This is a genomic window from Bradyrhizobium sp. 157, from assembly GCF_023073815.1.
In the GTDB taxonomy this organism is placed as follows: domain Bacteria; phylum Pseudomonadota; class Alphaproteobacteria; order Rhizobiales; family Xanthobacteraceae; genus Bradyrhizobium.
In genome coordinates this window covers 448,563-475,165 of the sequence record NZ_JADPKF010000091.1, presented here as the reverse complement: position 1 = coordinate 475,165, position 26,603 = coordinate 448,563, and the positions used below count along the sequence as shown (strand labels likewise).

Here is a 26,603-nt window from a genome sequence, read left to right as displayed (position 1 = left end):
TTTCAAAAGAGTAATCAAACGCGTAGTGCGCGGACGGCATTGGCACGGTCATTGCTCTTGAGATCACGCGGGAGAGCAAGACGAGCGATGCTCTCCTTCCCGTGAATCCGTGCCCGGCTTCTTACGGGGAGACAAGCTCGCGCATAAGCCCGCAACTTGGCAACGGCTTTGGAGAGCAACATAGTGCTGCGCATCGGATCTCAGGCTCCTCCGATCAAAGTGGAGAGTTGGCTGCGTGGCCAGCCCCTCACGAACTTCCAGCCCGGAAAAGTCTACATCGTCGAATTTTGGGCAACTTGGTGCGAATCATGTGTGGCGGCGATGCCCCATCTGGTGCAGCTGCAAGAGAAATATAGAGACAGCGGACTTGAGGTTGTCGGAGTCGCAGCTCGCGAAGAAGCTCCAACGGCGGACGAGGCCCGAATCAGGTTGGACGCGTGGCTGACCGAAAAGTTCGCCAACCTGAACTTTCGGATCGCGATCGACCACACAGGTGAAATGAACAAGCTTTGGATGGAGCCCAGTTCTTATTTGGGGATTCCCAGCTCCTTCGTCGTCGACTGTAATGGCCACATCGCCTTTATCGGTCATCCGATGCTACTCGATGACGTTTTGCCGAAAGTGTTCAAGCGCATCTGGCGTCCCAGCGATGAAGCTAAGGCCACTAGTACGAAGCGGATCGCCGGAAATCAGGGCGTAGCGCGTGAACGAGCGCTGACCAAGCCGATCTACGCCAAACTTCGGCCGGCGATGGAGGCAGGGGATTGGAAAGCAGCGCTCTCGGCCGTCGAAGAGGGCCTCGCTTTGATGCCGGACAAAATCGAGTTCCGCGTGACTCATATGAATCTATTGCTTCACAAAATGCGCAACACGCGGACCGGCTTACCGGTCATGCGACAATTGGTTCGCGACGCGACCGACAAGAGGGACGAGGGGTGGATGGCTATGGCTATAAGGCAACTCTTCGATCCGGCGAAGGACACCTCCCACCTCCCGCCTGCCGAGCGCTTTGCGATGGGGAAGGATTTGTCCGAACACATCCTGGCCCTAAATCCCCCGAAAGGCGACAGCCATAAGTTCCTGTCGTATGGGGCGGTGGCTCAGTATTATTATGAGAGCGGCAATAAGGGATGCGCCATCCAGTTGATCGAACTGGCACTGAGATCGCTGGACCATCCGAAGCCTATGCAGGAGGAGGCGAAACAGTACTTGGTTCCGCCATTGCTGCAGGCGCTGGCCAACTACAAGGGTGAGAAGGCTTGTTACGGAGATCTTTGTTCGGCTCCGCAAAGCCAGTATCCTGAGACTGTCAAAGCGCGGCCGCCGGAGGAAAAGTGAAGAAGGAGTGACAAGAACAATTTGTTTACCCGCCAATTAGCCCATTTTCTTTGGCGAGCCAGGGGCAAGTAGAATCCATCCAGCCAGTGGTGGATCGTTTGCAGCAGGCTGAAGGTTCGAATCGTGGGATGAACCGGGCCGGCTCGCGGCGGAAGCGCTTGACATAATGGAGTCGCGCCGCGATCTCGTAAGGGGGGAATAATCTCGCGTTCTACAATAACCTACTGAAAGACTCACTCGTCATCATCAAGGATTTCCAAATCCAAGCACATGGCGGCACTGATGCATGCCCAGTCCTTCTCACCAATCCGCCCCGCTCGTCTCCAAGGCAGCATTGCCATGCGGAGCGCTTCCGCAAGCAAACCATGCTCCGATGCTTACCCTCAGGAAATTTCCGCGATCGCGAGAAGTTTTCCAGCAACGTGTTTACTTGTTAGGTACGTATCAATTCCGGGTGGAGCTGTCCGCCATACGTTCGTTGATGCGATGGGAGAGGGCCATGATCTCGCCGTCCTCCGAGCGCGCTGTCATCACGAGATGCGGCGCATGACTCGTCGATCTTAACAAACGAGGGAAGGGCAGCCCCGACGCCAAGTGGGACACTGACCTTTAAATGAGAAAAGCAATTTCGTTCCGCTTGCGGCCGCGACAATCGCCGCGAAACAGCGGCCTTTCGCACGCCAATACCGGTGATGCTTGTCAGCTTTCTGACAGCGATACACGGTGTTGGGTTCAAAGCACCGCCGGACGTTTGCCGGGCGCGGATCGTCAAAGCGAATCCAGAAGTCTAACTTTTTGAACGCATGGCACGGCAGTTGCTTTTGAGAGGCCGCAACACTGAGTGAGACGAGTGCATCCAGACGCGCAAGACGAGCGATGCTCTCCTTTCCATAAGCACGTGTGTCCGTTATGACAGACAGCAACGAGCGCGCGCACGAGCTAGGCTCATGGAGTACAGCATTACGGTTGAGGCCGAAGAGTCCACCATTGGCAGACAGCCGCCGAAATCCCCGCTTGATGGAGAGTTAAATGACGTCCCCGGTAGGCGTATTCCGGCCACCATTGAAATGAGGCACGTCCGCATTGTTTGAGAGCCCACGGCTCAGATGTCGTGCCAAATCCCTTCGCGTGCTCATCGCTGGATCGGTGTTTGCGGCTGCTCTTTCAGCCATTCTGCGATTTCACTTAATGTATGGGTGCCCACGCCGAATGAAACTGGGATCTCCTGCCGTTGTGTCGAGCGACGGCGTGAACACGACGAACGCCGGCGCGCGATCGCACGATAGTGTCATCCGATTGGAGAGTCTGGCTGATCCGCGCGCTGAGCTCGCGAGGGATTTTCACACCAATCCATCGGCGTCCATTCGTCTGAAGTGCTGCGTAATAGTTTCAAAATCGCTGGATCTCTGCGCTATTTCGCCGTCTGCTTCGCAACTTTGCGCTGCTCTGCGATTATGAAAGGCTGCCAAGTAAGGAGATTGCGAATGAAGGTCGGTATTCTCAAGGAAATTAAGGCGCACAAATACCGTGCGAGCCTTACGCTTGGAGTCGTCCGCGAATATGTAGTGGCTGGCGACGGGGTGATAGTCAAGATGGATGCCGGCGCCGGGATTTGGCGCAACGGACAACAATCATCGTCAGGCCGGAAGGGGCGCAACTGCGAGAAAACCAGATCCAATTCAGTTAGCTTTCATCTGGCGCCGGACCCGAAACATGTGCGTGGCTCAAGCAGGATTAGCGCAGAGTGCCTTTGAAGGATCCAGACGCCGTAGCGGCAATCGTCTCAACTTTGCGTCGCGTTCACGGCGACAACATTGCACGTGTGTTACTCGCAGACGGCGTGAGCTTGGCGGCTCTTATCGATGCAGCGTTCTCCTTGCCAATAAGCAACAGTGATGCTGTCCGAATGATCGCGAGAGCGCTTGACTCTGGCGATTTCAGTTTCACACCGGACATAAGGCCGCTCTGGCGCGTGCGGTACATTTATGATGATCGACGTGCATCGATGCGCGTCCTAGATATGGAGATATTAACGCCCGATAGGACCTTCGCGAGCACTGAGATTTCGTTACGGCTGTCTGTATGATACAAATCCAAGTCCCTCTCACGTTTTGAGCTTGGCCCGCTAGCGTCACCACTTCCGTCCGAACGGATCCTTCAAGGCTGCATTGTCAGGATGCGTCGGCCAGAAGCCGGTTAAGCCGCGTGTTTTCTCCTCCCAACGTTCAGCCGGTGACCTCCGAGACTTCAGCTTTCCGAACACGGCTTTCCATTTGTAGATGCCCGCGCCGTTAACGCCGCTTCGGGCATAAGTCGGGAACCGATACGTCGGCCTCGTGTTGCTCCTTGAAACCCGATGATCTGCTCACCCGAAGCGGGCGCGCACGCTTCCGAGCCGGCGCAATGTGCCTGAGCAGTTTTCGATGTTACGCCCACATTTATCTAACCACGATCAATGAGCAACTACTGACCATGAGCAGGGCACCGCCCAATGAAAGAACGACACTGCTTTCTTCTCATGATCAGTTGTTTCGTGCTCCGTGCGCCGTTCACGGGACCAATGCGTGCCCAGAGAACTGCGTGAAAAGGATCTTCCTTCGCTCAGCCAAGGAGGGGGCGATACTACAGGTCCGAACGCTGTCCTAGTTCGATGCGCAGCTTCCAAATCGCTCTATTTGCAAGATGCAATATGTCCTGCTCGCCGTTTCTCAGTGAGAGTTCCAGATAAGCTCTTAGCCGACTGCGCAGCAATTCCTTAGCATTATGCCTCAGCAATGGATCCGTCTCGACAAAGCGCCATGACTTGTCAAATGCGGTGCTCACGAGGCTATCAGAGGCTTGGCGCCGCTCGGGTGAAGTCTGGTCCATGATTAAGAACTCCAGCGTGACTTCCTTAGATCAAAAGTCGGTATGACGATCGGCCGGCCCGCTTTCTGGCAAAAACGAAAGCACAGCCTCATTAAATCCACCATACAAGTACTCTTGCCAGACAGATGCCACGGGTTGCAAATCAGATGGTCATAAGGGGTTAGAATGCGCCTGGAGTCTTAAGTCTGTTGAGAGCACTCTCGATGGACCGAGGAAGCTAATAGAGACGGTTGGTGAAGCTGAGATGACTGCTGTCGCTTTCAAGTCCATTTAGTGCTCGCGCAATTTGGCAGTGTTGTAGGCTCGTCGCCAAGCATGCGTTTCGGTGGCACCACTCTGCGGCTCAGTCACTCCGCGACGGGACAGTCGTGTCCTTCGCTCAGCAAGAATGGTGATTAAACGTCAGCACGTGCTAGCGTCTGGATCTTCGTGTTTGGAACGTGAGGTGCCGGGAGACATGCATCGCTTTGACAGGTTCAATCCACGGCAGCGCGCGCGCGTGCATCAGGCTGTCAGTCACCGACAATCCGCGTGTGGGAGGAACGTTCCGATTATGGTCCCCACCTCGACGACAGCGACGTTTGTGACGCCAGATTGCTGGTATTGTCTGCAAACTAACAAATCGCCGCTTCTGATGTCGTACGCCTGACGAGATCGGCTTCGCATGTGTAAGGCCAGATGCAAAGCACAAGAGTAAATGCGCTCGACAAGCGTGCAAGAGCCTCGAATCGTTTACCGAAGGCCGGACTGCGATGTGATCGACAGCTTTCCGTTAACGAATAGCGCTAAGACCTGCCCGTCATTCCAAGCAAGCACGTGAAACTTGATCCCTTGGACGATCTTACTTGAAGTGATAGTGCCAGCGCAGCCGAACACGTAGACGACGTCCGCGTAGTTCGAGCTCAACTTAACAGTGCTGAGCTCCGCGTCCTTGACGCGACAATGCCCGGCCGGGAGTGAGCGAGCGTCAACCGACTTATAATCCGCATCCAGGTCATCAGGGGCAGCCGGATTGACGAGGGCTCCCACTTGGCGGAGCGCTGGCTTGTGCGGTCGAGGGCCCGCTCGATATTTGGGCTAGCTGCACGAATAGCCACGCGGAGGCCAGAATCGTTGTGCTCGCAGGGCGGCTCGCCAGTTGATGGAACGGCCTGTCACGGCGAATGCTTGAGAGGTCTTCATTAAATGCCAGATGTTTGTAGACGTCAATACTTATGGCTCAAGTAAAAGAGGCGCCAGAGGTCGCCTGCGATTCACGATCAAACGCTGTATGCGAGATATGAGTCGTCTTTGTAATAAAACATGTGGGCTTCATCTGGCGTTACTTTCACTGAGAAGTAGGATGACGTGTCGTGGTCAAAGCCGCCTGTACACTCCCGAGCCATTCAGTGCGAGTACTAGGTGTGACGCTTCACCGTGGTGGTAAAAGTTCGGTAACTCGCCCAGGATGTGGAAGTGGCTGACATAGTCCTATCCGCCAACTACACCGCCGCGTGCGAACACGCCGAAATAGACACACCCTTTCGGATTCATACACTCCGACGACAAGACTAGGGGGCAACGCGACCGCAGCCGCCCGAACGCGCGGTTTCATACCGCACCTCTGCCGATTGGCCGCAGAGAGTTGGGCGGAGCGGATCCGACGGTGGCCGAGAACGCCGAGCCCCTATATGACGGGCGCATTGGTGATGCTGCCTGAATAAGCAGGCAATGTGCGGACCCGATAAACGTCAGCTTCTGCAGGCGCTTCGCACTGAATCTGTTCAAGTGGCTTGAACCTTACGTAGCGTCAGGGTGTAGAGATCTGACCAAGCTAACGAACCAGGCTGCCGGTGTCCGACAGGAAATCTGACGAGATCCGCGTTCCGCAAACAAACAAAATGTGTCGCCGATGGTCCTTTTAATTTTGCTGTCGATCTTCTTCGCTGTGTTCGGCACAGTTTACGCCGTGAGCGCACGGCTCTGTGATCGGCAGCGCGAGCGCGAGCGCGCCGCGCCTTGCATTCGCCCCACCCAAAAACCCACGCGGCGAGCATTCTAATCTGAAACCCGAGAGCGCCTTACCCGATGGGCCGCACGCTTTAGCGCGGCTCCCGCGGCCTCTAAATCTATCTGGAGCAAAACCGCAGTGGCAGGTTACATCAATTTGGTGGATGGCCGCCTGTATTGAATTCTCTCGAATGCCTTTGGATATCACGAGCCAGAACTATGAGGAGATAGCCGCTTGCCGACATCCTTTCCATTCACGGAGGCAATCAAAGTAGAGGTGGTGCTCCTTACCCTGCTGCGTCAATGATTGCACCTAGACCGCTCGTCCTAGCTTTGGGAAGCACTCACGCGACAAGCCCTCGAAGGTGGCGTCAAGTTGTACGTACCAGGCGAAGAATCCATCCGCGAAGGCATAGCCCAAAATGACAAAGCCCTCTCTCGCTACTGCACTATGTTCCGCTCTCGGTTCGATTTGGATCAGCGGGGTTACCCTCGCTGACACAATCGGGCGCTACGACTGTACAGCCATAGTCGCTGCTCGAGAGCCAATAGGTGATCGGAATGAACACGACATTGTCAGCTTTCAATATACCTGTCGCGGCGTGGATGGTCTCTTGAAGGAAGCCCTTGTTACAGCAGTATCGGTAAGTGAATGGCATGGTCAGAAAGGAACGTATTTGGCTTCTCTCGACCTTCACCACGCGCCTGACGGATTTGCGGTTGGGCAGGTCTTGGAGGGCACCGGCTCTACTGTCATGGAGGACGGTAAAGCTGTTGGCTTCAACGCTTCCGGTAAGACGGTGTTTAACTTCGCATCCGGCACATTGGCGGCCCTCTCAGGAAAGACCGTCAAATTCACAATCAAGCCCGCGGGTTTTGGTCGATTCGAGCTGGAGTTCACAGATTGGCGTGAAGCTGCACAACTGAAGTGAGACGCGTGCTCACTTACAACTAGGATTACTGAAGACAAGGCCTCGCTGACCGTGCCCGCGGGCTTAACCGGTTTGAAGTTCGTTCTCGCCCAAGACAACGATCAGAGCATGAAGCGCAATCGCTTTTCGGAAGGACAGATCACCGACATTTTGAAGGACCATGAGGCCGGCGTTTCGGAGCCCGATCGTTGCCACAAGCATGTTGTCAGCGACAATAGCATCTACATGGCCAAGCGCCCAACCCGAAGCCGTCGGTGTTTCGCCAGAGCGGCTCTCCCGAATTCGCGCGGTGCTGCAACAGGAAGTCGATGCGGAACGCATGCCAGGCGCCGTCGTTATGATCACCCGGCGAGGCAATCTGATCTATTCACAAGCTGTCGGTTTCCTCGATAAGGCGGCGGGTAAGCCGATGACCGAGGACGCGATCTTCGCCTCTGTTCCATGACAAAGCCACTCGCTTCAGTTGGCGCCATGATGCTGGTCGAGGAAGGCAAGGTCCAGCTCAACGATCACGTTTCCAAGTTCCTGCCGGAGTTGGCCAAAATGGACGTCCTGGCCACGGACGAAGACGGCAAGACGACCCGCGAGCCCGCCAAACGTCGGATGACCATCCATGATCTCTTCCGGCATACGGCTGGGCTTACTTACGGAAAGTTCTCAAAAATTCCGGAGATCAAAGTGGCCTACATTGAAGCAAACCGTCTTATTGAGCCGTGACGCTTGATCACGCCTGAACTATTCACGGTCGGGATTGCCAAAGTGCCTCTGGTCCGTGAGCCGGGCGCCACCTTTGAGTACGGCTTGGCTGTAGATGTGCTCGGCCGCGTGGTCGAGACGATCTCGGGCCAGCGCCTATCGGCGTTTCGTGATGAGCGGCTATTCCGCCCCCTGAAGATGGCTGACACTGGTTTTAGGGTTCCTCAGGCAAATTGGAGTCGAATTGCCGAGCCGCTGCGCAAGGAGGAACAATTTCTCGACATGAAGATCGATCCGTCGAATGACCTTGCCGAAGAAGGCGGCGTATCGACAGCGGCCGACCTGCGCTTCTGTCAAATGATGCTGAATGGCGGAACTCTGGACGGCCGTCGGTATCTCAGCCCAACCACGGTTAAACTGATGACTTCAGATCACCTCGCAATCGTCCCGGGGTACCAGCATCACCCGGCATCTCTCTGATGGGTTTGGATGGTTATACGTTCGCACTTGGCTTTTTGGTCCGGCAAGGGCCAGGACTCGCAGGCGTGCCGGGTTCCGAAGGCGAGTACATGTTGGCAGGCTAGGGTGGAACGTTCTTCTGGATCGATCCAACGGAGAAACTTTTCATGGCGCCAGATCCCAGGATCTACTCGCACCTACTACTACCGCATGATTAAGGCGCTGGTCGCGCAGGCACTTGGCAACTGATCCCGAAGCATTGTTGCCGCCTTCGTCGAGAGCAGAACGAGGCAAGCGAGACTTTGCGCCAACATTTCGTGTGTCGCCGATTATCGCATTGGACCATTCGCGTGTCATGGCCGTATCCGGCCGCTCTGTACCCGCGTACGGAGAGCACTGATTCTATCATACCCACGGGTTTCACGTTCGTAAACGCTGAGGACATCACGGCGGAGACCGTCAGCGAATGCGACGGCAGCCGCCCGCAAGTGCGGTTTCATATCCCCTCACAAACACACACGCAGCCAATCGCCGCCGAAGCTGGGCGGAGCGAACCCGACCCGCTGTCAAGCGCCGGAGGCTGCCCCTACGTCACCGCGATGGCTATTGGCGATGCTGCCTTGAACAATGCAAGCAGCGTAATGAACGGAAAATGGCAGCGTCTGCAGGCACTTCGCGCTGGCTGTGTTCTAAGGCTCGAACCGCACGTAACGTCAAATTGTTGGGATTGTCTTCAGGCTAACAAATCGGCGCTTCTGGTATCTTACGCCTTGCGAGATCAGCACATGTGTAAGGCGGCGATGCAAAAAAGGATAAGAGCAAATGCGCTCGCCAGGCTTACGAGAGCCTCGAATCTTCTACCGAAGGCCGGACTGCGATGCGATCGAGAGCTTTCCGTTTACGAATAGTACTAAGATCTGCCCGTCATTCCAAGCAAGCACGTGAAACTTGAATCCATCAACGGTCTCACGTGAAGTGATAGTGCCTGCGCAGCCGAACACGTAAACAACGTCTGCGTAGTTTGAGCCCAACTGAACGTTGCTGACCTCCGAATCCTTGACGCGACAATGCCCCGCCGGGAGTGAGCGAGCGTTAACTGACTTGTAATCCGCATCTAGGTTATCGGGCGGGGCCGGATTGACGGGAGCTCCGCTTGGCGGAGCGCCGGCTTGTGCCGATCGAGGGCCGCTCGAGATCTGTGCGAGCTGCACGAATAGCCACGCGGAGGCCAGAACCGTTGTGCTCCGCAGGGCGACTCTCCAGTTGATGGAACGGCCCATCAGGGCGAATGCTTGATAGCTTTTCATCGAACGCCAGATGCTTGTAAACTCAGCCACTCACGTAGGAAGGCGGCAAGCCACCTACAACGATCAAACACTATAATACGAACATGTGGGCTGCACCTCGCATTACTCACTGAGAAGTCGGATGACGTGTCGTGGTCAAAGCCCCTGTACTCCCAAGCCATTCGGTGTGAGTATTAGGTCCCGACTTTCACCGTGGTGGTACAAGTTAGGTTACTCGCCAGCGACGTAGCGGTGGCTGACATAATCGTATGCGCCAACCACGCCGCCGTGGAACAAGCCGACCCCGCTACATGCACATCTTTCGCGGTCATACACTCCGACTACAAGACGACCCAGGGATTATGAGCCAACGCGAACGCAGCCACAACTGCCCGAACGTGCAGTGTCATATCGCACCTCCTGCCGATTGGCCGCAGAGAGTTGGCGGAGCAGACCCGAAACGGTGCCGAGGACGCTCGGAGCCCCCTATCAATGATGTCTGATACTGCTTGAACAAGCAAGCGACGTGCCGAACTGAAAAACTGCTGCTTCTGTACGCTTCGTACTGAATCTGTTCCAGTGGCTTGAACCTTACGTAGCGTCAGGGTGTAGAGATTCTCAGCAAGCTGATTAACCGGAGTCCGACAGGAAATCTGACGAGACCCGCGTTCCGCAAACAAAACTAAGTGTGTCGCAGATGCTATTCTTCACTTTGCTGTCGATCTTCTTCGCTGTGTTCGGCACAGCTTACGCCGTGAGCGCATGGCTCCTCCAGCGCGAGCGCGACGCGCCTTGCGTTCGCCCCACCCAAAAACCCAAGCGGCGAGCATTCTAACCTGAAATCAGGAGAGCGCCTTACTCGATGGGCGGCGGCTTTAGCGCGGCTCGGCGCGGCTTCTAAATCCATCTGGAGGAAATACGCAGTGGCAGGTTACATCGATTTGTTGGATGGCCGTCTCCATTGAATCTCTCGAAAGCCTTTGGATATCACGAGCCAGAACTGTGAGGAGATAGTCGCTTGCCGACATCAGAAACCAGCGATTCACTGACTGGCATTTGACAATGCCGGTTTCGAACAATTCAGTGCCTCGTTACTTTAGCTGTCCAGCGTGACTCTAACCAGCATGGTAGTGTTGGGGCCTGAATGGGCTCAGGTCAAGCAACGCCCTGATATCCAGTGGTATATCTTTCTCCAGCGCGCGCTGCCAGCGCGCGGTCGCGATGTTGGATAATCCATTCGATTCGATCCGCGCGTCGGTGCTGAGCTCGGCGCTGGGGTGTCATTCCGATGGAATCCTGCATGATGCTGCTAATAATCGGTGAATTTAGACGATACTCGGCTGCAGGCGTCGCAGGTTTGTACCGCTCTTTCGATTATAAAAGCGTTTGTCCAAGTTAGGAGATTGCAATTGAAGGTCGGCGTTCCCAAGGAAATCAAGACGCACGAATACCGCGTGGGCCTGACCCCTGGAGCGGTCCGGGAGTATGTGGCCGCAGGCCACAGTGTACTGCTCGAGACCAATGCCGGTGCTGGTATAGGCGCTACAGATGACAATTATCGCAAGGCTGGCGCAACGATTCTAGACTCCGCTCGCGAGGTTTTTGCATCGAGCGACATGATCGTAAAAGTCAAGGAGCCCCAGCCTTCCGAATGGAGCCAGCTGCGAGAGAACCAGATTCTCTTCACTTATCTGCATCTGGCCCCGGACCCGGAGCAGGCCAAGGGCCTGATCAAGTCTGGGTGCACCGCAATCGCCTACGAAACCGTAACTGACGCGCATGGCGGACTGCCGCTGCTTGCGCCGATGAGCGAGGTCGCGGGAAGGCTTGCGATCGAAGCGGCCGGAGCGGCCCTGAAGCGGTATACAGGTGGTCGGGGGCTGTTGATTGGTGGCGTACCGGGTGTCCAGCCGGCCCGTATCGTGGTGATCGGAGGCGGGGTTGTCGGTACGCATGCGGCACGCATGGCGGCGGGCTTGGGTGCCGAAATCACAATCCTCGACCGTTCGATACCCCGGCTTCGCGAGCTGGATGAACTGTTCGAAGGCCGCGTTCGTACCAGGTTCTCGACGATAGACTCCGTTGAGGAGGAGGTATTTGCGGCAGACGTCGTCATTGGCGCGGTGCTCGTTCCCGGCGCGAGCGCGCCGAAACTTGTCAGCCGCGGCATGTTGAGCTCGATGCGCAAGGGCTCCGTGATCGTGGATGTAGCTATCGATCAGGGCGGATGCTTCGAGACATCCCGTCCAACGACGCACGCTGATCCAACCTACGAGATTGACGACGTCATTCATTACTGCGTCGCCAATATGCCGGGAGCTGTCCCGCTGACCTCAAGCCAGGCGCTGAATAACGCTACGCTGCCATTCGGCTTGGCGCTCGCCAGCAAGGGATTTGCAGCCGTCCTCGAAAATCCGCACCTGCGCGCAGGCCTCAACGTCTATAGGGGCCGGCTAACTTACAAGGCTGTGGCCGAGAGTCTCGGCCTACCATTCTCACCGATCGAACAGGCTGCGGCCTGATCCCAGAGGCCCTGAAGGGCGTTTCCTCCCTTACTTGGGCCACTCCTTCGGAGTGGCCCTTTTTTTGGGAGACAAGTGGCGTTTTCTTCGGAGACAACGAGTCCACTAACGCAGTTCGACTTGTCTTGTAACTCGCAGATCAAGTCGGGCAGCACTCCCAGAGAATAACCGCTCGGCGTTTTCGGCTCCCGGCGATACGAAAACGTGCTTCTGCAACAAGGGGTGTAGCGGCGTTGCCACGTGGGCTTTCCGAGCTGGTGGAGATAGCGCGGTCGATCAGCGTGTTCGCTTTTGGTCAAGTTCGTGTCGGACTGTCCAAGGTCCCCGATGTAGCCGCGACTTTCGTAAATTAGCTCATGAGGCCATGACAAGCGTTAGGAAACGGCTGCCAAGCCAGAGAAGTTGCTGAAGCAGTTTTTTTGTTGGTTTTTCCAAACGCGCCTAGAAATCGTTGGATAATCAAGCTGATTCCTTTTTCCGCTGCCTTCACGCGCTTGGCCACGCACGGATCATCGCGCCGTAGATGTATTGTCGCACTTGGTGCCCATCCCGCGATGATGCGCGGGCGCCGTCCGCATCATCAAGCCGCTACGGGTCGGAGATGTCGATGAGTTAGCGCTAGACGCCTGCAACCGGGAGGACGCCTGAAAACTGCGTCGGGACGCGCAAAATGAAGGCTTTTTCGATTGGGTCTTGTGGCATGCTCCCATTTTTTCGTTCCCCGCGTTCAATCGGCAGCATCGATTCCAAGCGCCGGCCACACACAAAAGGTCCAATAATGAAGAATAGCGAGAAGAAGCCAGGAAATGATCACGGCGCGGATTTCGTTGAAATCACAATGGTCGTGAACGGTCAGCCTGTCGTGATTAAGGCCGTAGCGCAGCAGCCGCTGCATGTGGCCCGCCAAAAAGCGCTGGAGAAGACGAAGAACCTGGCTCAACCGCCCGAGAATTGGGAGATCAAGAACGAGGCGGGCGAGCTGTTGGACCCGGACAAGAAGGTGGGAGAGTTTGGATTCGGCAAGGAAGTGACGCTGTTCCTGAGTCTCAAGGCTGGCGTGGCCGGTGTCTGATCTCCAAACGGTCGATCCCGAAGTCTCACGCGCAAAGTTCGAGCGGGAGCTTGCCAAGTATCGGAACATGGAATCGACCTATCGTAAGAGAGGCTGGATCCTGCTTGACGCGGAGTTTCCGGAGATCTTCGTGGTTTTCGCGGCGACTAAGCCTAGACCGCCTCCGATCGTCGCTGCCATCGTGCTGAACTTTACAGATTACGATCTGCGGCCTCCCTCAGTCATGTTCGTGGATCCTTTCACGCGCGAACCAATACCTGCCAAATTGCTCCAGGTGCAAATGCTTCGCCGCGCGGCAATCCCCGGCGCAACTCCCGAAACCATTCTGGCGCTGGCCCAGCAGGGGGGAGTGCAACTGGCAAACATGATTCAGTCCAACAGCCCTGATGATCGACCATTTATTTGTCTTCCCGGCATTCGCGAATATCACGACAATCCCGCTCATACTGGTGATTCATGGCTGATGCATCGAAGCTCTGGCGAAGGATCGTTAGTCTTTATCCTCGAAAAGATTTGGGAGCACGGGGTAAAGCCGATCGAGCATTACCAGGTGCAAGTGCAGGTGCAGGTCCCGGCGGTGAGCGCGCTGCCCTCATTACTGGCGGTACCGGAATGAATCAGATCGCGGACGTTGCCGCCATCTCGGTACCAAGTAGCTGCATGGACGAACTCCATACCCATTTACGGAAAGTGGGGCGTGAGGGGCATGAAGGTCTTGGCCTTTGGGTAGGCCGTCAGACGGGGCACCATTTTCAAGTACATAGGACACTCATTCCTGCCCAGCGTCACATACGCACTCCCGACGGGGTGTGCGTCGTGACAGGACCAGAAGAGCTGCATCGGATAAATGTATGGCTTTACCGAGAGAAACTTGCGCTCATCGCCCAGATACACAGTCATCCCGGCCGAGCCTATCATTCCAGCACGGACGACGAGTACGCGATCGCCACGACGGTGGGATGCTTATCTTTGGTCGTGCCGGACTTCGCGCGAGCGGCCTTCGATCTCAGGAACGTCGCATCGTACCGGCTTGATGGGACCGGAGTGTGGCGACCCCTGTCCGCTGGCCAGCTTACGCGGATGATTTCAGTCAAGGATTGAACGAATGGCCATGGCCAACTTCATGGACCGTGCAGCGTCGGCGGCGTCACGGGTCCTGACCAATTTCAAGATGTCGGCGTTCGAGGATAGAGTTTCGACGCAGGTGATCGGGGTATCTTTCGACGGCACAGCCGTGAAGACCTTTGAAGGCAGGGCTAGCCTGGACTTGATTATCAGGCTGCTGTCGCGTTTTTATCCAACGATCGCGCTGCGGCCGCTCGATCCAGAGGCGAAGCGTTACGTTCCCACCCTGGAGCTCCTAGCGAAGTCCATCAATCCGCAAATCGAACTCGCCAAGACCAGGAAGGCTATCACTGTTTGCGTGGTTATTGGATGCAGTCCGTCGCAGACTAAGTGTCCGACTTTCTTCATCGGTTCGGACGGATGGAGAGCCAAACTTTCGAGCAACGGCCCAGTTGGTTCGGGCGAGTCGATGAATCCGTTCGGTGCAGGGGCTGCGTCATGCTTCGCCGCCGCCAACGTCTTTCGCACGGTGTTTGCCGAACAGCTGGAGCAGGGCGACGCCGACGACCATATCGACCTATCGATGCTGACCTATGACCATGACACCGCTGGTTCTGGTCCGAGCTTTGAGGGAACGGATATCGGCGACACCCACCTCGTAGGCCTCGGCGCTATCGGGAATGGCGCCATTTGGGCCTTGGCTCGTGCAGTGGGCCTTAAGGGATCGCTCCGTCTGGTTGACCATGAGGAGGTCGACCTCTCGAATCTGCAGCGCTACGTGCTGACCAGCCAATCTGATGTTGGTTCACCAAAAGTGGATCTGGCGCGTGCCGCGCTCGCGGAGGCGGCGCTGGAAGTGTCGGCGTATTGTGCCAAATGGGACGTGTATTTGAGTGATCGGAACGATTGGATGTTCGAAAGAATCGCTGTCGCATTGGACAACGCTCCGGATCGCATTGCCGTGCAAGGAGTGTTGCCGAAATGGATCGTAAACGCCTGGACGCAGGAACTCGATCTCGGGGTATCGCGCCATGGCTTTGATGACGGCCGGGCTTGTCTGGCCTGCCTTTACTTGCCTCACGGGAAGATAAAGGACGAGGACGAGAAGATGGCTGAGGAGCTGAAGATGCCGGAGGCCCGACAGGAGATCCGGCATCTTCTTCAGACAAACAGGCCGGTGGATACCGGTTTCGTCGAGCGCGTCGCTAAGGCCTTCGACATCCCGTCCGAAGCCCTTAGAGAGTTCATCGGACTGTCCGTCCGATCCTTTCACCAGCGGGCAATCTGCGGCGGGATTGTCATGCGCCTGACGGATGGAGCGCAGCCCGTGAGAGCGGTCGTACCGATGTCGTTTCAGTCGGCTCTTGCTGGCATAATGTTGGCGGCAGATCTCGTGAAGCACGCTTCGGGGCTTCTGAACATGCGGACTACAAGCACACGAATTAACCTGCTTCGTCCACTCGCATCGCATCTTCACGATCCCAAGGCGAAAGATACGTCGGGACGGTGCATCTGCGCTGACGAAGACTTTTTAGCTGCGTACCGGCGGAAGTACACAGGCTGCGCAGCTCGTGAAATTCGATCTAATCAATAATGGAACGCTTCGCCTCACAGTAGGCGCCGCGCACGCGCGCTCCACCAAGACGCGTAGTTTCGAAGGTCGACATCAGGCGCATCATCGCTTCGGGAACCCTGCCGCGAGCGTTTCAGCCGGTTCGCGTCAATGGCGAGCTTTACTGGGACGGCGGCATCCTCTCCAACGCGCCTACAGAATGGTATTGGACGACAACCGAGGCTGGGCTCGCTGATCTTCTCGGTCCACCTGTGGAATCGAACAGCGTGACCTCGGTATCGCTACAGCGACGTTCGTCTTCTTGCGATCACTAGGGCTGGTCGTTGGTCTCGGAGGCCTGAGCACCATCGTGCGCACGACCGGTATCGCCTTGCACATCGGCTCGGGAATCTCCGTCCTTGACGGTAGTACGCGCGCGCAGATCGCTGATGGCTTCCGCTGTTCTATGCAGCCGCTCTCAGGTCATGGCGCCGCTGCCTTGACGCGCAGGGAGGAAAAGCCGTTGCGCGGGCACGCGCCGCCGGTATCTATTGAGGAAGATTAAGCGCAAATGTGAATTGCTGTTGCTGTCCGAAACGGGAATCGGGCGTGTAGACGCGTTCCAAGAAGTCGGCACAAGGCACCCGCTACCTTCGTCAGTGATATCTTGTCAGTTCACGAAGCTCTAAGTCCTGCGGGCTCATTAAATCCATCCATTGCAAGAGCGGCGGCCAGGCAGACGAAGCCAGATGCGCGCCAGTTTGTCGTAACGTGTTGCAATACGGTGTCTCTCAATATACTGGAAAAAATGGCGTTCTCGTATTCTTCTGCAAGGATCCTCTACAAATATGCCAAGTCGAAGAGTTTATCTTCTCATCCTGATAGGCTGGGCCGACTTCACACATGCTTGAACTCTACTTGCACGACACAAACTTGAAATGAATCGTTGCTACTATTAGTTGCGTTAGGGCGTGTCTGAGGCAGGCAGTTTCTTAAGGTTGAGAAAGATGGAAAATTGTTTCGAAGCTTCGGCCGCAACATGGTGCCACTTTTTCAGCTGTGGAATGGACAGTTGCGAAGTTCTTGGCCGCACAGCATGAGAGGCGACACGCTCGTACATTTTTGGCACCCCGCTGGATCCGATGCGGTCGAGCAGGCCGTGAAGCCATCAAGATCTAATGATGGCGGTACTGACAGCATTAGTTTTCAGGGTCCGTAGCATGGGAGCTCCCAGAAACTCTAAGTACCACCTTAGGTGCCATGTGAGGCAGCGCGTACTGCCAAGTAACCGACGCGCAAGCGATCCTGAAGTTTTCCTGGACCTTCAACTGAGATGCAATCCACTCGAACGGAGAAATCAAGCCATGTCGAATGCTGTTGCGCCTAGTCTCATTCAGGATGAGAATTTTCACGCGGTAACTGCGCGCCTGCTTTCGGAACAGTATCCCCTTGACGGTGGACCACGTAACAACCCCAAAGCGAGCCGCAACCCCTTTGACTACGTGGAATACGGTCTCGGCATTGCGCCGGAGCAGGGCGAACTGATCTATCTGCTCTGTCGATGGCTGCGTACGAAGCGCGTTGCGGAATTTGGGACGTCTACCGGAATGTCGACGCTCTATCTCGCCGCCGCAATGCGTGACAATGGCGGTGGGATCGTGATTGGATCAGAACTCGTCTCGGCGAAGGCAGCAGCAGCGCGTCGCAACCTGCGCCATGTAGGTCTCTCGGTCTACGCCGAGATTAGGGAAGGGGACGCCCGGCGGACTCTGCGTGATCTCGGTGGACCAGTAGATTTTGTTCTGATGGACGGCTGGCTTCTGAATGAGGGTCCCTCGTTGGCCCGACAAGTTATAGAGATTGTCGCACCGCAAGTGCGGATTGGGGGCTATGTGATGAGCGAGAATGCTGAGCCGGACTTTCTCGAGTTTGTCCGGGACCCAGCAAACGGGTTTCTGCGTTTAATGTTGCCAATCAAAGTTGGCGCGGAGCTCTGCGTGAAGGTAGTCTAAGCCTACCACCTCGTTTTCTCGACCTCGTCTTGCGCAACGTGATCTGTCGGGAGGTCTTCGGATCCACTTCAGAAGCGGCATAAAGCAAATGAGATGATCCAACCATGAGAGTGCATCAACCTCCTCGCATAAAGTCACGTTCTTTCGCAGCGGAGTTCTCTTCGAATTGAGTGCGGTTACCGCGCTTCTGCTGGCATCTTGGATCGAGTTTCGTTTGCTGAGGAGGAGCTGAGGAGGGAGCCAGCTCACTCTCACGTTGCGCAGCACGCTTCTTACGGACGTCAGACGGACGCCATAGTATTCGATTCTCAGGCGAACGAAGTTTCTGCTATTCGCAAGAAGTTTGAAAGAAGTAGGTGCCCTTGTTGGGTAAGTATCGATTCGGGATGGAACTGTACGCCATAAGTTAGTTGATACCGATGTGCGAGGGCCATGATCTCGCCTTCCTCGGAACGCGCGGTCACCTTGAGATGCCGGGCGCATGTCTCATCGAGCTCAACAACAAGAGAATGGTAGCGGCCAACGCAAAGCGGCGATGAGAGTCCAGTGAATAGCCCCCGGCCGTCATGGGCAATATGCGAAGACCGCCCGTGCATGGGGCGACGTGCACGCACTACGCGTCCGCCGAACACGCTCCCAATACACTGATGTCCGAGACAGATGCCGAGAACGGGGAGGCGACCTGAAAGTTCGCGGACGATGGCCGTAGATATTCCGGCCTCGAGTGGAGTGCAGGGGCCGGGCGAGATAACCACTGCGCGCGGCTTGAGGCCGACAAGATCGCTGACTGTTAGCGCATCGTTCCGGATCACCTCCGTTGCTTCACCAAGCTTACGGAAATAGCGGGCAATGTTGAACACGAAGGAGTCGTAGTTGTCGATGATGACAATCAAGATGCACCGCATGCGTCAGCACGAAATGCGTCAAAGATTCGCTGCGCCTTGGCGAACGTCTCCTCGTATTCGGCCTCTGGGTCCGACATCGCCGTGATCCCGCCGCCAGCATGAAACACAGCTAGACCGTCGTCGATCGTTACGGTGCGGATCGCAATATTCGTGTCCATATGCCCGTTGAAGCCGATGAAGCCGATCGCCCCGCAATAAATATCTCGCGCCACACGCTCGATTTCGGCAATAATTTCCATTGATCGCACCTTTGGCGCCCCGGTAATGGAGCCGCCGGGAAAGCAAGCTCGCAGTAGGGTTAACGGCGTCTTGCTCTTCTGCAAGTTCACCCGTAACGATCGACACGAGGTGGTGCACTGAGGCATAGGATTCGAGGTTGCAAAGCGCTGGAACTTCGACCGAATGCGGCGTGCAAACACGCGAAAGATCGCTACGCAGGAGGTCGACAATCATAATGTTCTCGGCACGGTCCTTTTCGGACGCGACAAGAATTTCAGCGCGGCGCTGGTCTTCCTCGGAGTCAGCGGAACGCGCAATCGTGCCCTTGATAGGGCGCGTCTCGACCTTTCGTCCGGCAAGCTTTAGGAACCGTTCCGGGGAGCTGGATGCCATAGTCAACTTGCCGTATCGCAGGAGGGCTGCAAAGGGTGCCGGGTTCAATGAACGCAGCTGGCAGTAGAAGGCAAGCGGATCAAATGAGGGCGACATCCTGGCACTGAAGCGCTGCGCAATGTTGGCTTGGAAGACGTCTCCAGCCAGAATCAAGTCGATGACGCGCTGTACCGCCGCAATGTAGCCGTCACGGCTGAAGTTCGAATGACATCCGCCGGATGTGCCCAGGGCCTCATTCCGTGGCAACTGTGGGCTAGCAAGCAGTGCTGCAAACTCATCGGCTCGACGGCGTGCACGCTCGCTCCTACGTGCGGGATCCTGTTCCGGCCATCCGGTAGAGACGATCCAGCATCTGTCGTCGCGGTGGTCGTAGCTGACCACCACATCATAGAAATGCAGGACAGATTGGGGCAAACCCTGACCGGGAATTGCGGGCGTCGGCAGTTGCTCCAGTGTCCTGTTCAGATCGTAAGCAAAAAAGCCGGCCGCGCCTCCCTGGAACGGCGGGAGATCGAGGCGAGGCTCTTGCGGATACTTCGCGAGCAGGGTGCGAAGAACTTCCCATGGATCGCCCTCGAGAGCCGCTCCATTGCAACTCGCCCGTCCGTCCGCGACCATAAAGGTACTGAACGGGTCGCAGGTCAGATATGAGTACCGCCCAAGCAACTCTTGTCTTGCCGCGCTATCGAGAAACGTAAGGTGCGGTCGATGCGCGAGACATCGCATCGCTGCAACAGGCTCGATCCACTGCAGTTCGCGGACGTGCATCGGGCGGGCTGTCAGTCACTGACGACTGGCATGCCGTGAGACGCGCTCCGATTGTGGTTCTCACCCAAACGAGAGCGACGCTCGTCTGTCCGCAAGCTCTTGAGATCTAATATCAGGTTAACCCCCATCAGTGGACACGGCGCGCCGACTAACTTGGCTAATCGCTGCTATTCAGGCAAAACGCACATCTGTTAATACATTGTAGTCGGCCGCAAACCGCAGTTCGCGGAGTGGTCGTACCCGACGGATCGATTCCTGGTATAGATCATGCGCTTTGTAAGCTGCGAGATCCGCCTCGTTATCGAACTCACCATAAACCACGACGTCGATGTCGTTGCCGAGTTGGTCGGTCTTGCGATTGCGAGCAACCTCGAGCCGGCGGGCGTGCGGGATTGTGGTGAGAACCGACAGGCCTTCGATCATTTTGTCGATCTGGGCCTCATCCTTGGCGGTGAACAAGACGATATGACGAATCATGGATAACCTGAGGAGTGATATCGCAAGTAGGTCGCATAACTATCGTGGGATCAAGCCCGCTGCAACGCTAGCGCCGTATCCCGCGTCGCCCGGCAAGATGGTCGCTGCTTTGACAGTCTTGCAATGGAGCGCGGTCTGCAGCGGAACTTGCCAGATCGCATTGACGGTCAGGACGCAGGAAGGGTAAGGCGCTCAATAGTTTGGATGTGGCGCGCGAGCAGATTACAGGCTTGATCGACGTTGCGCGCTCGCAATGCTTGCAGAATTAGGCGGTGATCCTGATTGGACCGTGGTTGCCAGCCGCTACTTCGCGCCATCGCGAACACCAGTCGAGAGTTTGCAAGCTGTAGTCCCTCGAGACTGGCGAGCAGGCGCGGCATCGCGCACGGCGCCACCAGCGCTTGGTGAAAGGCGCGGTTGGCCATCTCAAAATCCTGAATCGTCTGGGCATTGTCTCCTTCAATCAGGGCGAACTCGATCCGTGCCAAATGGCTAGAGGTGAGCTTTGGAGCCGCATTGCGCAGGGCGACCACCTCGAGAGCTGCACGCATCTCGGCGATCTCCTTCACGGAATTGGCATCGAGCGGGGCGACCCTCACGCCACGACGGGGCATAGCGACAACGAGATGTTGGGCCTCCAGTTGTCGAAAAGCCTCGCGCACCGGGACGTGGCTTGAATTGAATTCCCGTGCGAGATGATCCTGCCGCAGTGGGGCGTCTGGCTGCAGTGCACCGCTGATAATGCGCTCACCAATTGAGCCTGCAATGTGCTGGGCAATTGTTGTATTCTCGTCGGTGATCATAGATTATCTATCGTAGCTGAGCGGATATGTTGGGCCCGTTCGAGTGGCCCCACGCGAGATGTTCGAATCGAAACATGAAATTCCTCTGATGGTGCAGTATTTCCCCAAGCTTAACTAGGTTTTTGCTGTTTTTGCGCGTCGATTGGCTTTACACCTTTTTCGGAAGGCTGGCTTGGGGGCGGCGATAATAATCTCTAGCCGGTCCCCTGGCCGTTAATTGGCATCGATCCGGCGGCTATTATCGATAATCGACACTGGTATCTATGATTGATCGTGAGTGGGAAGGCTAGTCCATTGGTTACTGCTAAGGGAGTGGAGCGGAACGACGGCGGCAACAGAGCGTCGCTCCGCAGTGGCTGGGGACGCGCCGAGGCCGAAGCGCTCTATAGCCTGCCGTTTGCCGACCTGATGTTTCAGGCGCAGAGCGTTCATCGCAACAACTTCGATCCAAACCACCTTGAGACGGCGAGTCTGCTCAGCATCAAGACCGGCGGCTGTCCGGAAGACTGCGCCTACTGCTCGCAGAGCGCCCATTACGACACCGGGCTGAAAGCCGCCCGCCTGATGGATTGCGCCGATGTGGTTGCCACCGCAAAGCGCGCGAAGGGCGCCGGCGCGAGGCGCTTCTGCATGGCCGCGGCCTGGCGCAGTCCAAAGGACCGCGATCTCGATCAGATCTGCGAGATGGTCAGCGCTGTCAAAGGCCTCGGCATCGAGACGTGCGTCACGCTCGGTATGCTGACGCCGAAGCAGGCCACACGCCTCTTTGAGGCCGGGCTCGACTTCTATAATCACAATGTCGACACCTCGCCGGAGTTCTACGGCAAGATCATCACCACGCGCACGCTGCAGGACCGCATCGACACACTTGCACATGTGCGCGAGGCCGGCATCAAGGTGTGCAGCGGCGGCATTATTGGCATGGGCGAGCGCCTCGAGGACCGGCTCGGCATGCTGGTGCTGCTCGCCAATCTTCGAAAGCCTCCCGAAAGCGTGCCGATCAACCTGTGGAACCAGGTCAAGGGCGTGCCGGTCAACGACACCGCGGAGCGTCCTGATCCGATCGCGGTGGCGCGGCTGGTCGCGACCGCCCGGATCATGATGCCGAAGAGCGTGGTGCGGTTGTCCGCCGGACGGCAGTACATGAGCGATGAACTGCAGGCGCTGTGCTTCTTGGCCGGCGCGAACTCGATCTTCATCGGCGATGTGCTGTTGACCACCAAAAACCCGAAAGCCGACCGCGACGCGAGTTTGCTGGACCGGCTCGGCATCACGTCCGCACCTTGTCTCAAGTGAAACAGGGCAGCGAGCGGGCTGTACGCAAACTCCAGTGTAGGGGACAAATGCAGATTACGTCGATGAAAGGAAAGATCGATCGTGCCTCGGTGACCGAAGCCGATCTGCACTCCGAGGGCTCGATATCAATTGATCGCGCGCTGCTAGACGCGGCAGGTTTCCTGATCAACGAACGCGTCGAAATCTACAACATCGAAACCGGAGTGCGCTTCGCCACCTATGTCACCGCAGCGCCCCGGCGGTCGGGCACCATAGACTTGAATGGTGCAGCTGCGCGACTCGCGATGCCCGGAGACAAAATTACTATCGTTGCATATGCCTCCTTTGATGAAGCGGAAGCTAAGTTCTTCAGACCCCGCGTTGTGCTGGTTGACTCAGAAAACCGCATCCTACCAAGTTAAAAGCCATGAGGCGATGTTGGAGCCTTTGTGCTTGACGGCATCAGAGCTCTGGCGCGATCGATGACTCCTCTGGAAGTGAAGAATGCACCCAATCCATTCGGTCAAAGTTGCCGTTTACGTCGCACATTTGCATGCCCTGAAAGAAGACAACCGGCTGCGCAGTCTCAGGCCGCGCTCAGGGGTCGATTTCGCATCGAACGATTATCTCGCGCTGGCGAGTGCGCCGCGTATGAAAAAGGCTGTCTCCGCCGCGCTTGAGAAAGGCACATCGATAGGTGCCGGCGGGTCGCGGCTTTTGCGCGGCAATTGCGAGGAGCACGAACGTCTCGAAGCCGAAGCTGCCAGGTTCTTTGGGGCGGAGACGGCGCTTTTCTTCGGCGGCGGCTATGTCGCAAATTTTGCTCTCCTGACAACGCTGCCGCAGCGGGGCGATTTACTTGTCCTCGATTCCCTGGTGCACGCGAGTATTCATGAAGGCGCGCGGGCTGGCCGGGCGGAGTTTCGGATAAGCCCCCATAACGACCCCCAATCGGTCGAAAACACAATTCGTGACTGGCGGGCCAAGGGCGGAATAGGCCGCGCCTGGATTGTGGTCGAAAGTCTCTACAGCATGGATGGCGACTTCGCACCGCTGCAGGAGCTGGTCGCGATCGCGGAGCGGTACGAAGCGTTCCTGATTGTCGACGAGGCCCATGCTACGGGCGTCTACGGCGAGCAGGGACGCGGGCTCACCGCACCCTATGAGGGGCGCGAAAATCTCTTGGTCGTTCATACCTGCGGCAAGGCGCTGGGTGCTGCCGGCGCGCTTGTCACTGCTTCCGGTGTGCTGCGCGACTTCATGGTCAATCGCTGCCGTCCGTTCATCTTTGCCACCGCGCCCTCGCCGTTGATGGCCGTCGCCGTGCGCGAGGCAATCTTAGTCCTGCAGGAGGATCCCGAGCGGCAGCAGCGTCTGGCCAAGCTGGTCGCGTTCACGCATCAGCAGATCAGTAAACGCGCTGGGCGAAGTCCTTCGGAGTCGCAGATCGTGCCTTATATCGTTGGCGACGATTCGCGTGCGATGCGGCTCGCCTCTGCACTGCAGGCTCGCGGCTTCGATATTCGCGGAATTCGGCCGCCCACCGTGCCGGCGGGCACGGCCCGTTTGCGGATTTCACTGACACTCAACGTTGGGGAGGATGACGTGCGTGCAATGCTCGATGCGCTCATTGAGGAGACGAGGGGCTGGTCTCGATGAGTCAGCGGATCGTAGTGACCGGTACGGATACCGGGATCGGAAAAACGGTGTTTTCTGCGGGGCTCGCCGATCTCCTCGGCGCGAACTATTGGAAGCCGATTCAGGCGGGTCTCGACGGAGAGACCGACACCCAAGTCGTCGCAAGGCTGGGCAGTCTTTCACCCGATCGCATCGTGCCGGAGCGCTACCGCCTTCGAACGCCCGCTTCGCCGCATCATTCCGCCGAAATTGACGGAGTCCGTATCGACGTGGATGCGCTCGATATTCCGGACACCGGGGAGCGACCGCTGGTGATCGAGGGCGCCGGGGGGATAATGGTGCCGCTAAGGGGCGCCACACTTTATGCTGACATCTTCGAGCGGTGGCAGCTTCCAGTCGTGCTTTGCGCGAGCACAGCGCTGGGTACGATCAATCACTCGCTGCTTTCGATAGAGGCTCTGCGAAAGCGCCAGATCGACATTCTTGGGATTGCCTTCATTGGCGGAAGAAATTCGGAGAATGAGAGCGCAATTTGCGAGATCGGGCGGGTGCGTCGGTTGGGGCGATTGCCCTGGCTTTCCCCTCTCACGGCAGACGCGCTGCAGGCCGCGTTCAAAGCCTCATTCCGAGCTGACGATTTCAACCCATGATGCCAAAGAAGAAGTCGCCAATCTGGCATCCGTTCACGCAACACGCGCTTCAAGACGAGATGACAAAGGTAGTGCGTGGTGATGGTGCTTATCTCCACACAGCCGATGGTCGCCGTATCATCGATGCAATCTCGTCCTGGTGGGTCGTGACGCATGGACATTGCCATCCACACATCGTAAGCGCGATTCAGAAACAGGCAGAAAAGCTCAACCAGATTATCTTTGCCGGCCATACCCACGAACCGGCTGAGCAAGTTGCTGCACAACTTTTGAAACTCGCTCCCCGCGGCCTTGACTATGTCTTCTTCTCCGACAGTGGCTCAGCCAGTGTGGAAGTCGCCTTAAAAATGGCACTCGGCTATTGGCACAATATCGGCAAACAGCGAATACGAATTGTCGTGATGCAACATTCTTATCACGGCGATACGGTCGGGGCGATGTCGGTAGGTGCTAGAGGGGTGTTCAACGCAGCGTACGGGCCTCTGCTATTCGATGTTACTGCCATCCCGTTTCCCGCGAGAGGCCATGAACAGGCAACGCTCGATGCGCTCGAGTCTGTTTGCCGAAACGAAATGCCCGCCGCCTTTATTGTGGAGCCTCTAATATTGGGCGCGGGCGGGATGCTGATGTACCCGGCCTGGATGCTAAGAGAGATGAAGAGAATTTGCGAGGCCTCGGATGTCCTATTTATTGCCGACGAGGTCATGACGGGCTGGGGCCGCACCGGAACACTATTCGCTTGCGAGCAGGCCAATGTCACGCCCGATATCGTCTGCTATTCAAAAGGCCTCACAGGAGGAGTGCTTCCGCTCGCGGTGACGCTCTGCCGCGCGGATATTTTCGATGCGCATTATTCCAAAGACCGTACGCGTACGTTCTTTCATTCGAGTTCATATACTGCAAACCCAGTGGCCTGCGCCGCCGCAAAGGCCAACCTGGATCTCTGGCAAGATCAGGAATGTCGCCAGCATGTGGCGTCAGTCGCCACCATGCAAGAGCAGGCAATTGGGCCATTCCGCGCCGACCCACGGTTCGAAAACGTCCGTCGCACAGGCACGATTACGGCACTCGATCTGAAAGCAAGGAAAGCGGGCTATCTCGCGAGCATCGGTCCGAAGCTTCAGGCGTTCTTTAAGGACCGAAATCTACTGCTGCGGCCGCTCGGCAATACGATCTACGTGATGCCGCCATATTGCGTCACATCGGCAGACCTTGATGAAATCTACGGCGGCATCAGGGATGCTGCCGATGCGCTAACTGGAAGGCGCGCTTCGGTTGCGTAACTCCCATAGAGTACGCCAACCGATCCAAAGTCGCTCCGCATGACGAATTTGCGGCTGGAAAGTTCTTATTTGATGATCGAGCAGCATCGGGCCGTCTCGATGTGTCTGTCTATGAGTTCTGGAAAGCTGATGTGTATTTCCTCTCACTAAAAAGGTTTTCTCTTGCCTTTCTTAGGAACCGACCTCCGAGGGACGCAGGTCATATCGCGGATGGGGATCCAAGATAAGCTAAATTCGGAGGGCGCTTCCCAGACGAGAGTTTGACCGTTTGCGGGTTGGTTCTCATCCTTCGTTCGCAAGACGCTCCCGGCTCTTGCTCCGAGAAGTCCCGAGGTCTCGTGATTCTGGATAATGGCCGCGCTGGCGTCTGCATCCATCCGCCGCTTCAGATATCCACGCCT

Annotated in this window: 18 protein-coding genes and 4 pseudogenes; 17 read left to right on the top strand and 5 right to left on the bottom strand. The window is 56.7% G+C overall.

The genetic code is table 11. From position 1 onward, the window contains the following. The first annotated feature begins 180 nt into the window (after positions 1-180). Together IVA95_RS29000 and IVA95_RS28995 are read left to right on the top strand one after the other, a co-directional pair. The gene (locus IVA95_RS29000) at positions 181-1,338 is read left to right on the top strand and encodes a TlpA disulfide reductase family protein (RefSeq protein WP_247513685.1); all 1,158 of its coding nucleotides are present in this window, start codon (positions 181-183) and stop codon (positions 1,336-1,338) included. A gap of 1,484 nt (positions 1,339-2,822) precedes the next feature. Next, positions 2,823-2,951 (top strand): annotated as a pseudogene (locus IVA95_RS28995) (alanine dehydrogenase); the annotation flags it as partial. A gap of 1,009 nt (positions 2,952-3,960) precedes the next feature. On the opposite strand, the gene IVA95_RS28990 reads toward IVA95_RS28995, so the two are convergent. Then, a complete protein-coding gene (locus IVA95_RS28990; protein WP_247513577.1) occupies positions 3,961-4,206 on the bottom strand; it encodes a hypothetical protein in 246 nt (81 codons plus the stop codon). Positions 4,207-6,809: 2,603 nt separating this feature from the next. Here IVA95_RS28990 and IVA95_RS28985 point away from each other — a divergent pair. The 10 genes and pseudogenes from IVA95_RS28985 (at position 6,810) to IVA95_RS28940 (ending at position 17,791) form a co-directional block, all read left to right on the top strand. Further along, the gene (locus tag IVA95_RS28985; protein ID WP_247513576.1) at positions 6,810-7,127 is read left to right on the top strand and encodes a hypothetical protein; all 318 of its coding nucleotides are present in this window, start codon (positions 6,810-6,812) and stop codon (positions 7,125-7,127) included. 289 nt (positions 7,128-7,416) lie between these two features. Continuing rightward, positions 7,417-7,572 (top strand): beta-lactamase family protein, encoded by a 156-nt coding sequence (locus tag IVA95_RS28980; RefSeq protein ID WP_247513575.1) that lies wholly within the window; start codon positions 7,417-7,419, stop codon positions 7,570-7,572. Further along, positions 7,569-8,303 (top strand): annotated as a pseudogene (locus IVA95_RS28975) (serine hydrolase domain-containing protein). The gene IVA95_RS28980 and the pseudogene IVA95_RS28975 overlap by 4 nt, the downstream one beginning before the upstream one ends. A 2,674-nt stretch (positions 8,304-10,977) precedes the next feature. Then, entirely contained in the window at positions 10,978-12,090 is a 1,113-nt protein-coding gene (gene ald / locus IVA95_RS28970) for an alanine dehydrogenase (RefSeq protein WP_247513574.1), read from the top strand. A 778-nt stretch (positions 12,091-12,868) separates the two neighbouring features. Next, on the top strand, positions 12,869-13,162 hold the full coding sequence (locus IVA95_RS28965) for a DUF2604 domain-containing protein (RefSeq protein WP_247513573.1): 294 nt from the start codon (positions 12,869-12,871) through the stop codon (positions 13,160-13,162). Continuing rightward, a complete protein-coding gene (locus IVA95_RS28960; RefSeq protein WP_247513572.1) occupies positions 13,155-13,778 on the top strand; it encodes a putative metal-binding protein in 624 nt (207 codons plus the stop codon). Before IVA95_RS28965 ends, IVA95_RS28960 begins: the two co-directional genes overlap by 8 nt. Continuing rightward, complete coding sequence (locus IVA95_RS28955; RefSeq protein ID WP_346658065.1) at positions 13,775-14,263, top strand: Mov34/MPN/PAD-1 family protein; 489 nt, start codon at positions 13,775-13,777, stop codon at positions 14,261-14,263. The genes IVA95_RS28960 and IVA95_RS28955 overlap by 4 nt, the downstream gene beginning before the upstream one ends. A 4-nt stretch (positions 14,264-14,267) precedes the next feature. Next, positions 14,268-15,821 (top strand): E2 ligase fold family C protein, encoded by a 1,554-nt coding sequence (locus IVA95_RS28950; protein ID WP_247513571.1) that lies wholly within the window; start codon positions 14,268-14,270, stop codon positions 15,819-15,821. Next, positions 15,793-16,058: pseudogene (locus tag IVA95_RS28945) on the top strand (patatin-like phospholipase family protein); the annotation flags it as partial. The gene IVA95_RS28950 and the pseudogene IVA95_RS28945, both read left to right, overlap by 29 nt. 1,085 nt (positions 16,059-17,143) lie before the next feature. Beyond that, positions 17,144-17,791: a class I SAM-dependent methyltransferase gene (locus tag IVA95_RS28940; RefSeq protein WP_247513570.1), complete on the top strand. Its 648-nt coding sequence runs from the start codon at positions 17,144-17,146 to the stop codon at positions 17,789-17,791. A gap of 308 nt (positions 17,792-18,099) precedes the next feature. Here the strand turns inward: IVA95_RS28940 and IVA95_RS28935 are convergent, their stop codons facing one another. The 4 genes and pseudogenes from IVA95_RS28935 to IVA95_RS28920 all read right to left on the bottom strand — a co-directional run bounded on the left by IVA95_RS28935 (position 18,100) and on the right by IVA95_RS28920 (position 21,356). Continuing rightward, positions 18,100-18,684, bottom strand: coding sequence for an aminodeoxychorismate/anthranilate synthase component II (locus IVA95_RS28935; protein ID WP_247513569.1), 585 nt, complete (start codon positions 18,682-18,684; stop codon positions 18,100-18,102). Beyond that, positions 18,681-20,076 (bottom strand): annotated as a pseudogene (gene pabB, locus IVA95_RS28930) (aminodeoxychorismate synthase component I). Before pabB ends, IVA95_RS28935 begins: the two are co-directional and overlap by 4 nt. Positions 20,077-20,247: 171 nt before the next feature. Beyond that, positions 20,248-20,553 (bottom strand): Dabb family protein, encoded by a 306-nt coding sequence (locus tag IVA95_RS28925; RefSeq protein WP_247513568.1) that lies wholly within the window; start codon positions 20,551-20,553, stop codon positions 20,248-20,250. 167 nt (positions 20,554-20,720) lie between these two features. Next, positions 20,721-21,356, bottom strand: a complete 636-nt coding sequence (locus IVA95_RS28920) for a GntR family transcriptional regulator (protein ID WP_247513567.1) — start codon at positions 21,354-21,356, stop codon at positions 20,721-20,723. 294 nt (positions 21,357-21,650) lie between these two features. Here IVA95_RS28920 and bioB point away from each other — a divergent pair, with 294 nt between their 5' ends. From bioB to IVA95_RS28895, 5 genes are all read left to right on the top strand, one after another. Next, entirely contained in the window at positions 21,651-22,652 is a 1,002-nt protein-coding gene (bioB, locus tag IVA95_RS28915; protein WP_247513566.1) for a biotin synthase BioB, read from the top strand. A 47-nt stretch (positions 22,653-22,699) separates the two neighbouring features. Further along, positions 22,700-23,053 (top strand): aspartate 1-decarboxylase, encoded by a 354-nt coding sequence (gene panD, locus IVA95_RS28910; protein ID WP_247513565.1) that lies wholly within the window; start codon positions 22,700-22,702, stop codon positions 23,051-23,053. A gap of 82 nt (positions 23,054-23,135) precedes the next feature. Then, positions 23,136-24,290: an 8-amino-7-oxononanoate synthase gene (locus IVA95_RS28905; RefSeq protein WP_247513564.1), complete on the top strand. Its 1,155-nt coding sequence runs from the start codon at positions 23,136-23,138 to the stop codon at positions 24,288-24,290. Further along, positions 24,287-24,919 carry a dethiobiotin synthase gene (bioD, locus tag IVA95_RS28900; RefSeq protein ID WP_247513563.1) on the top strand — a complete coding sequence of 211 codons (633 nt, stop codon included), beginning with the start codon at positions 24,287-24,289 and terminating at the stop codon, positions 24,917-24,919. Before IVA95_RS28905 ends, bioD begins: the two co-directional genes overlap by 4 nt. Further along, positions 24,916-26,202: an adenosylmethionine--8-amino-7-oxononanoate transaminase gene (locus IVA95_RS28895; protein WP_247513562.1), complete on the top strand. Its 1,287-nt coding sequence runs from the start codon at positions 24,916-24,918 to the stop codon at positions 26,200-26,202. The genes bioD and IVA95_RS28895 overlap by 4 nt, the downstream gene beginning before the upstream one ends. The last annotated feature ends 401 nt before the right edge of the window (positions 26,203-26,603 follow it).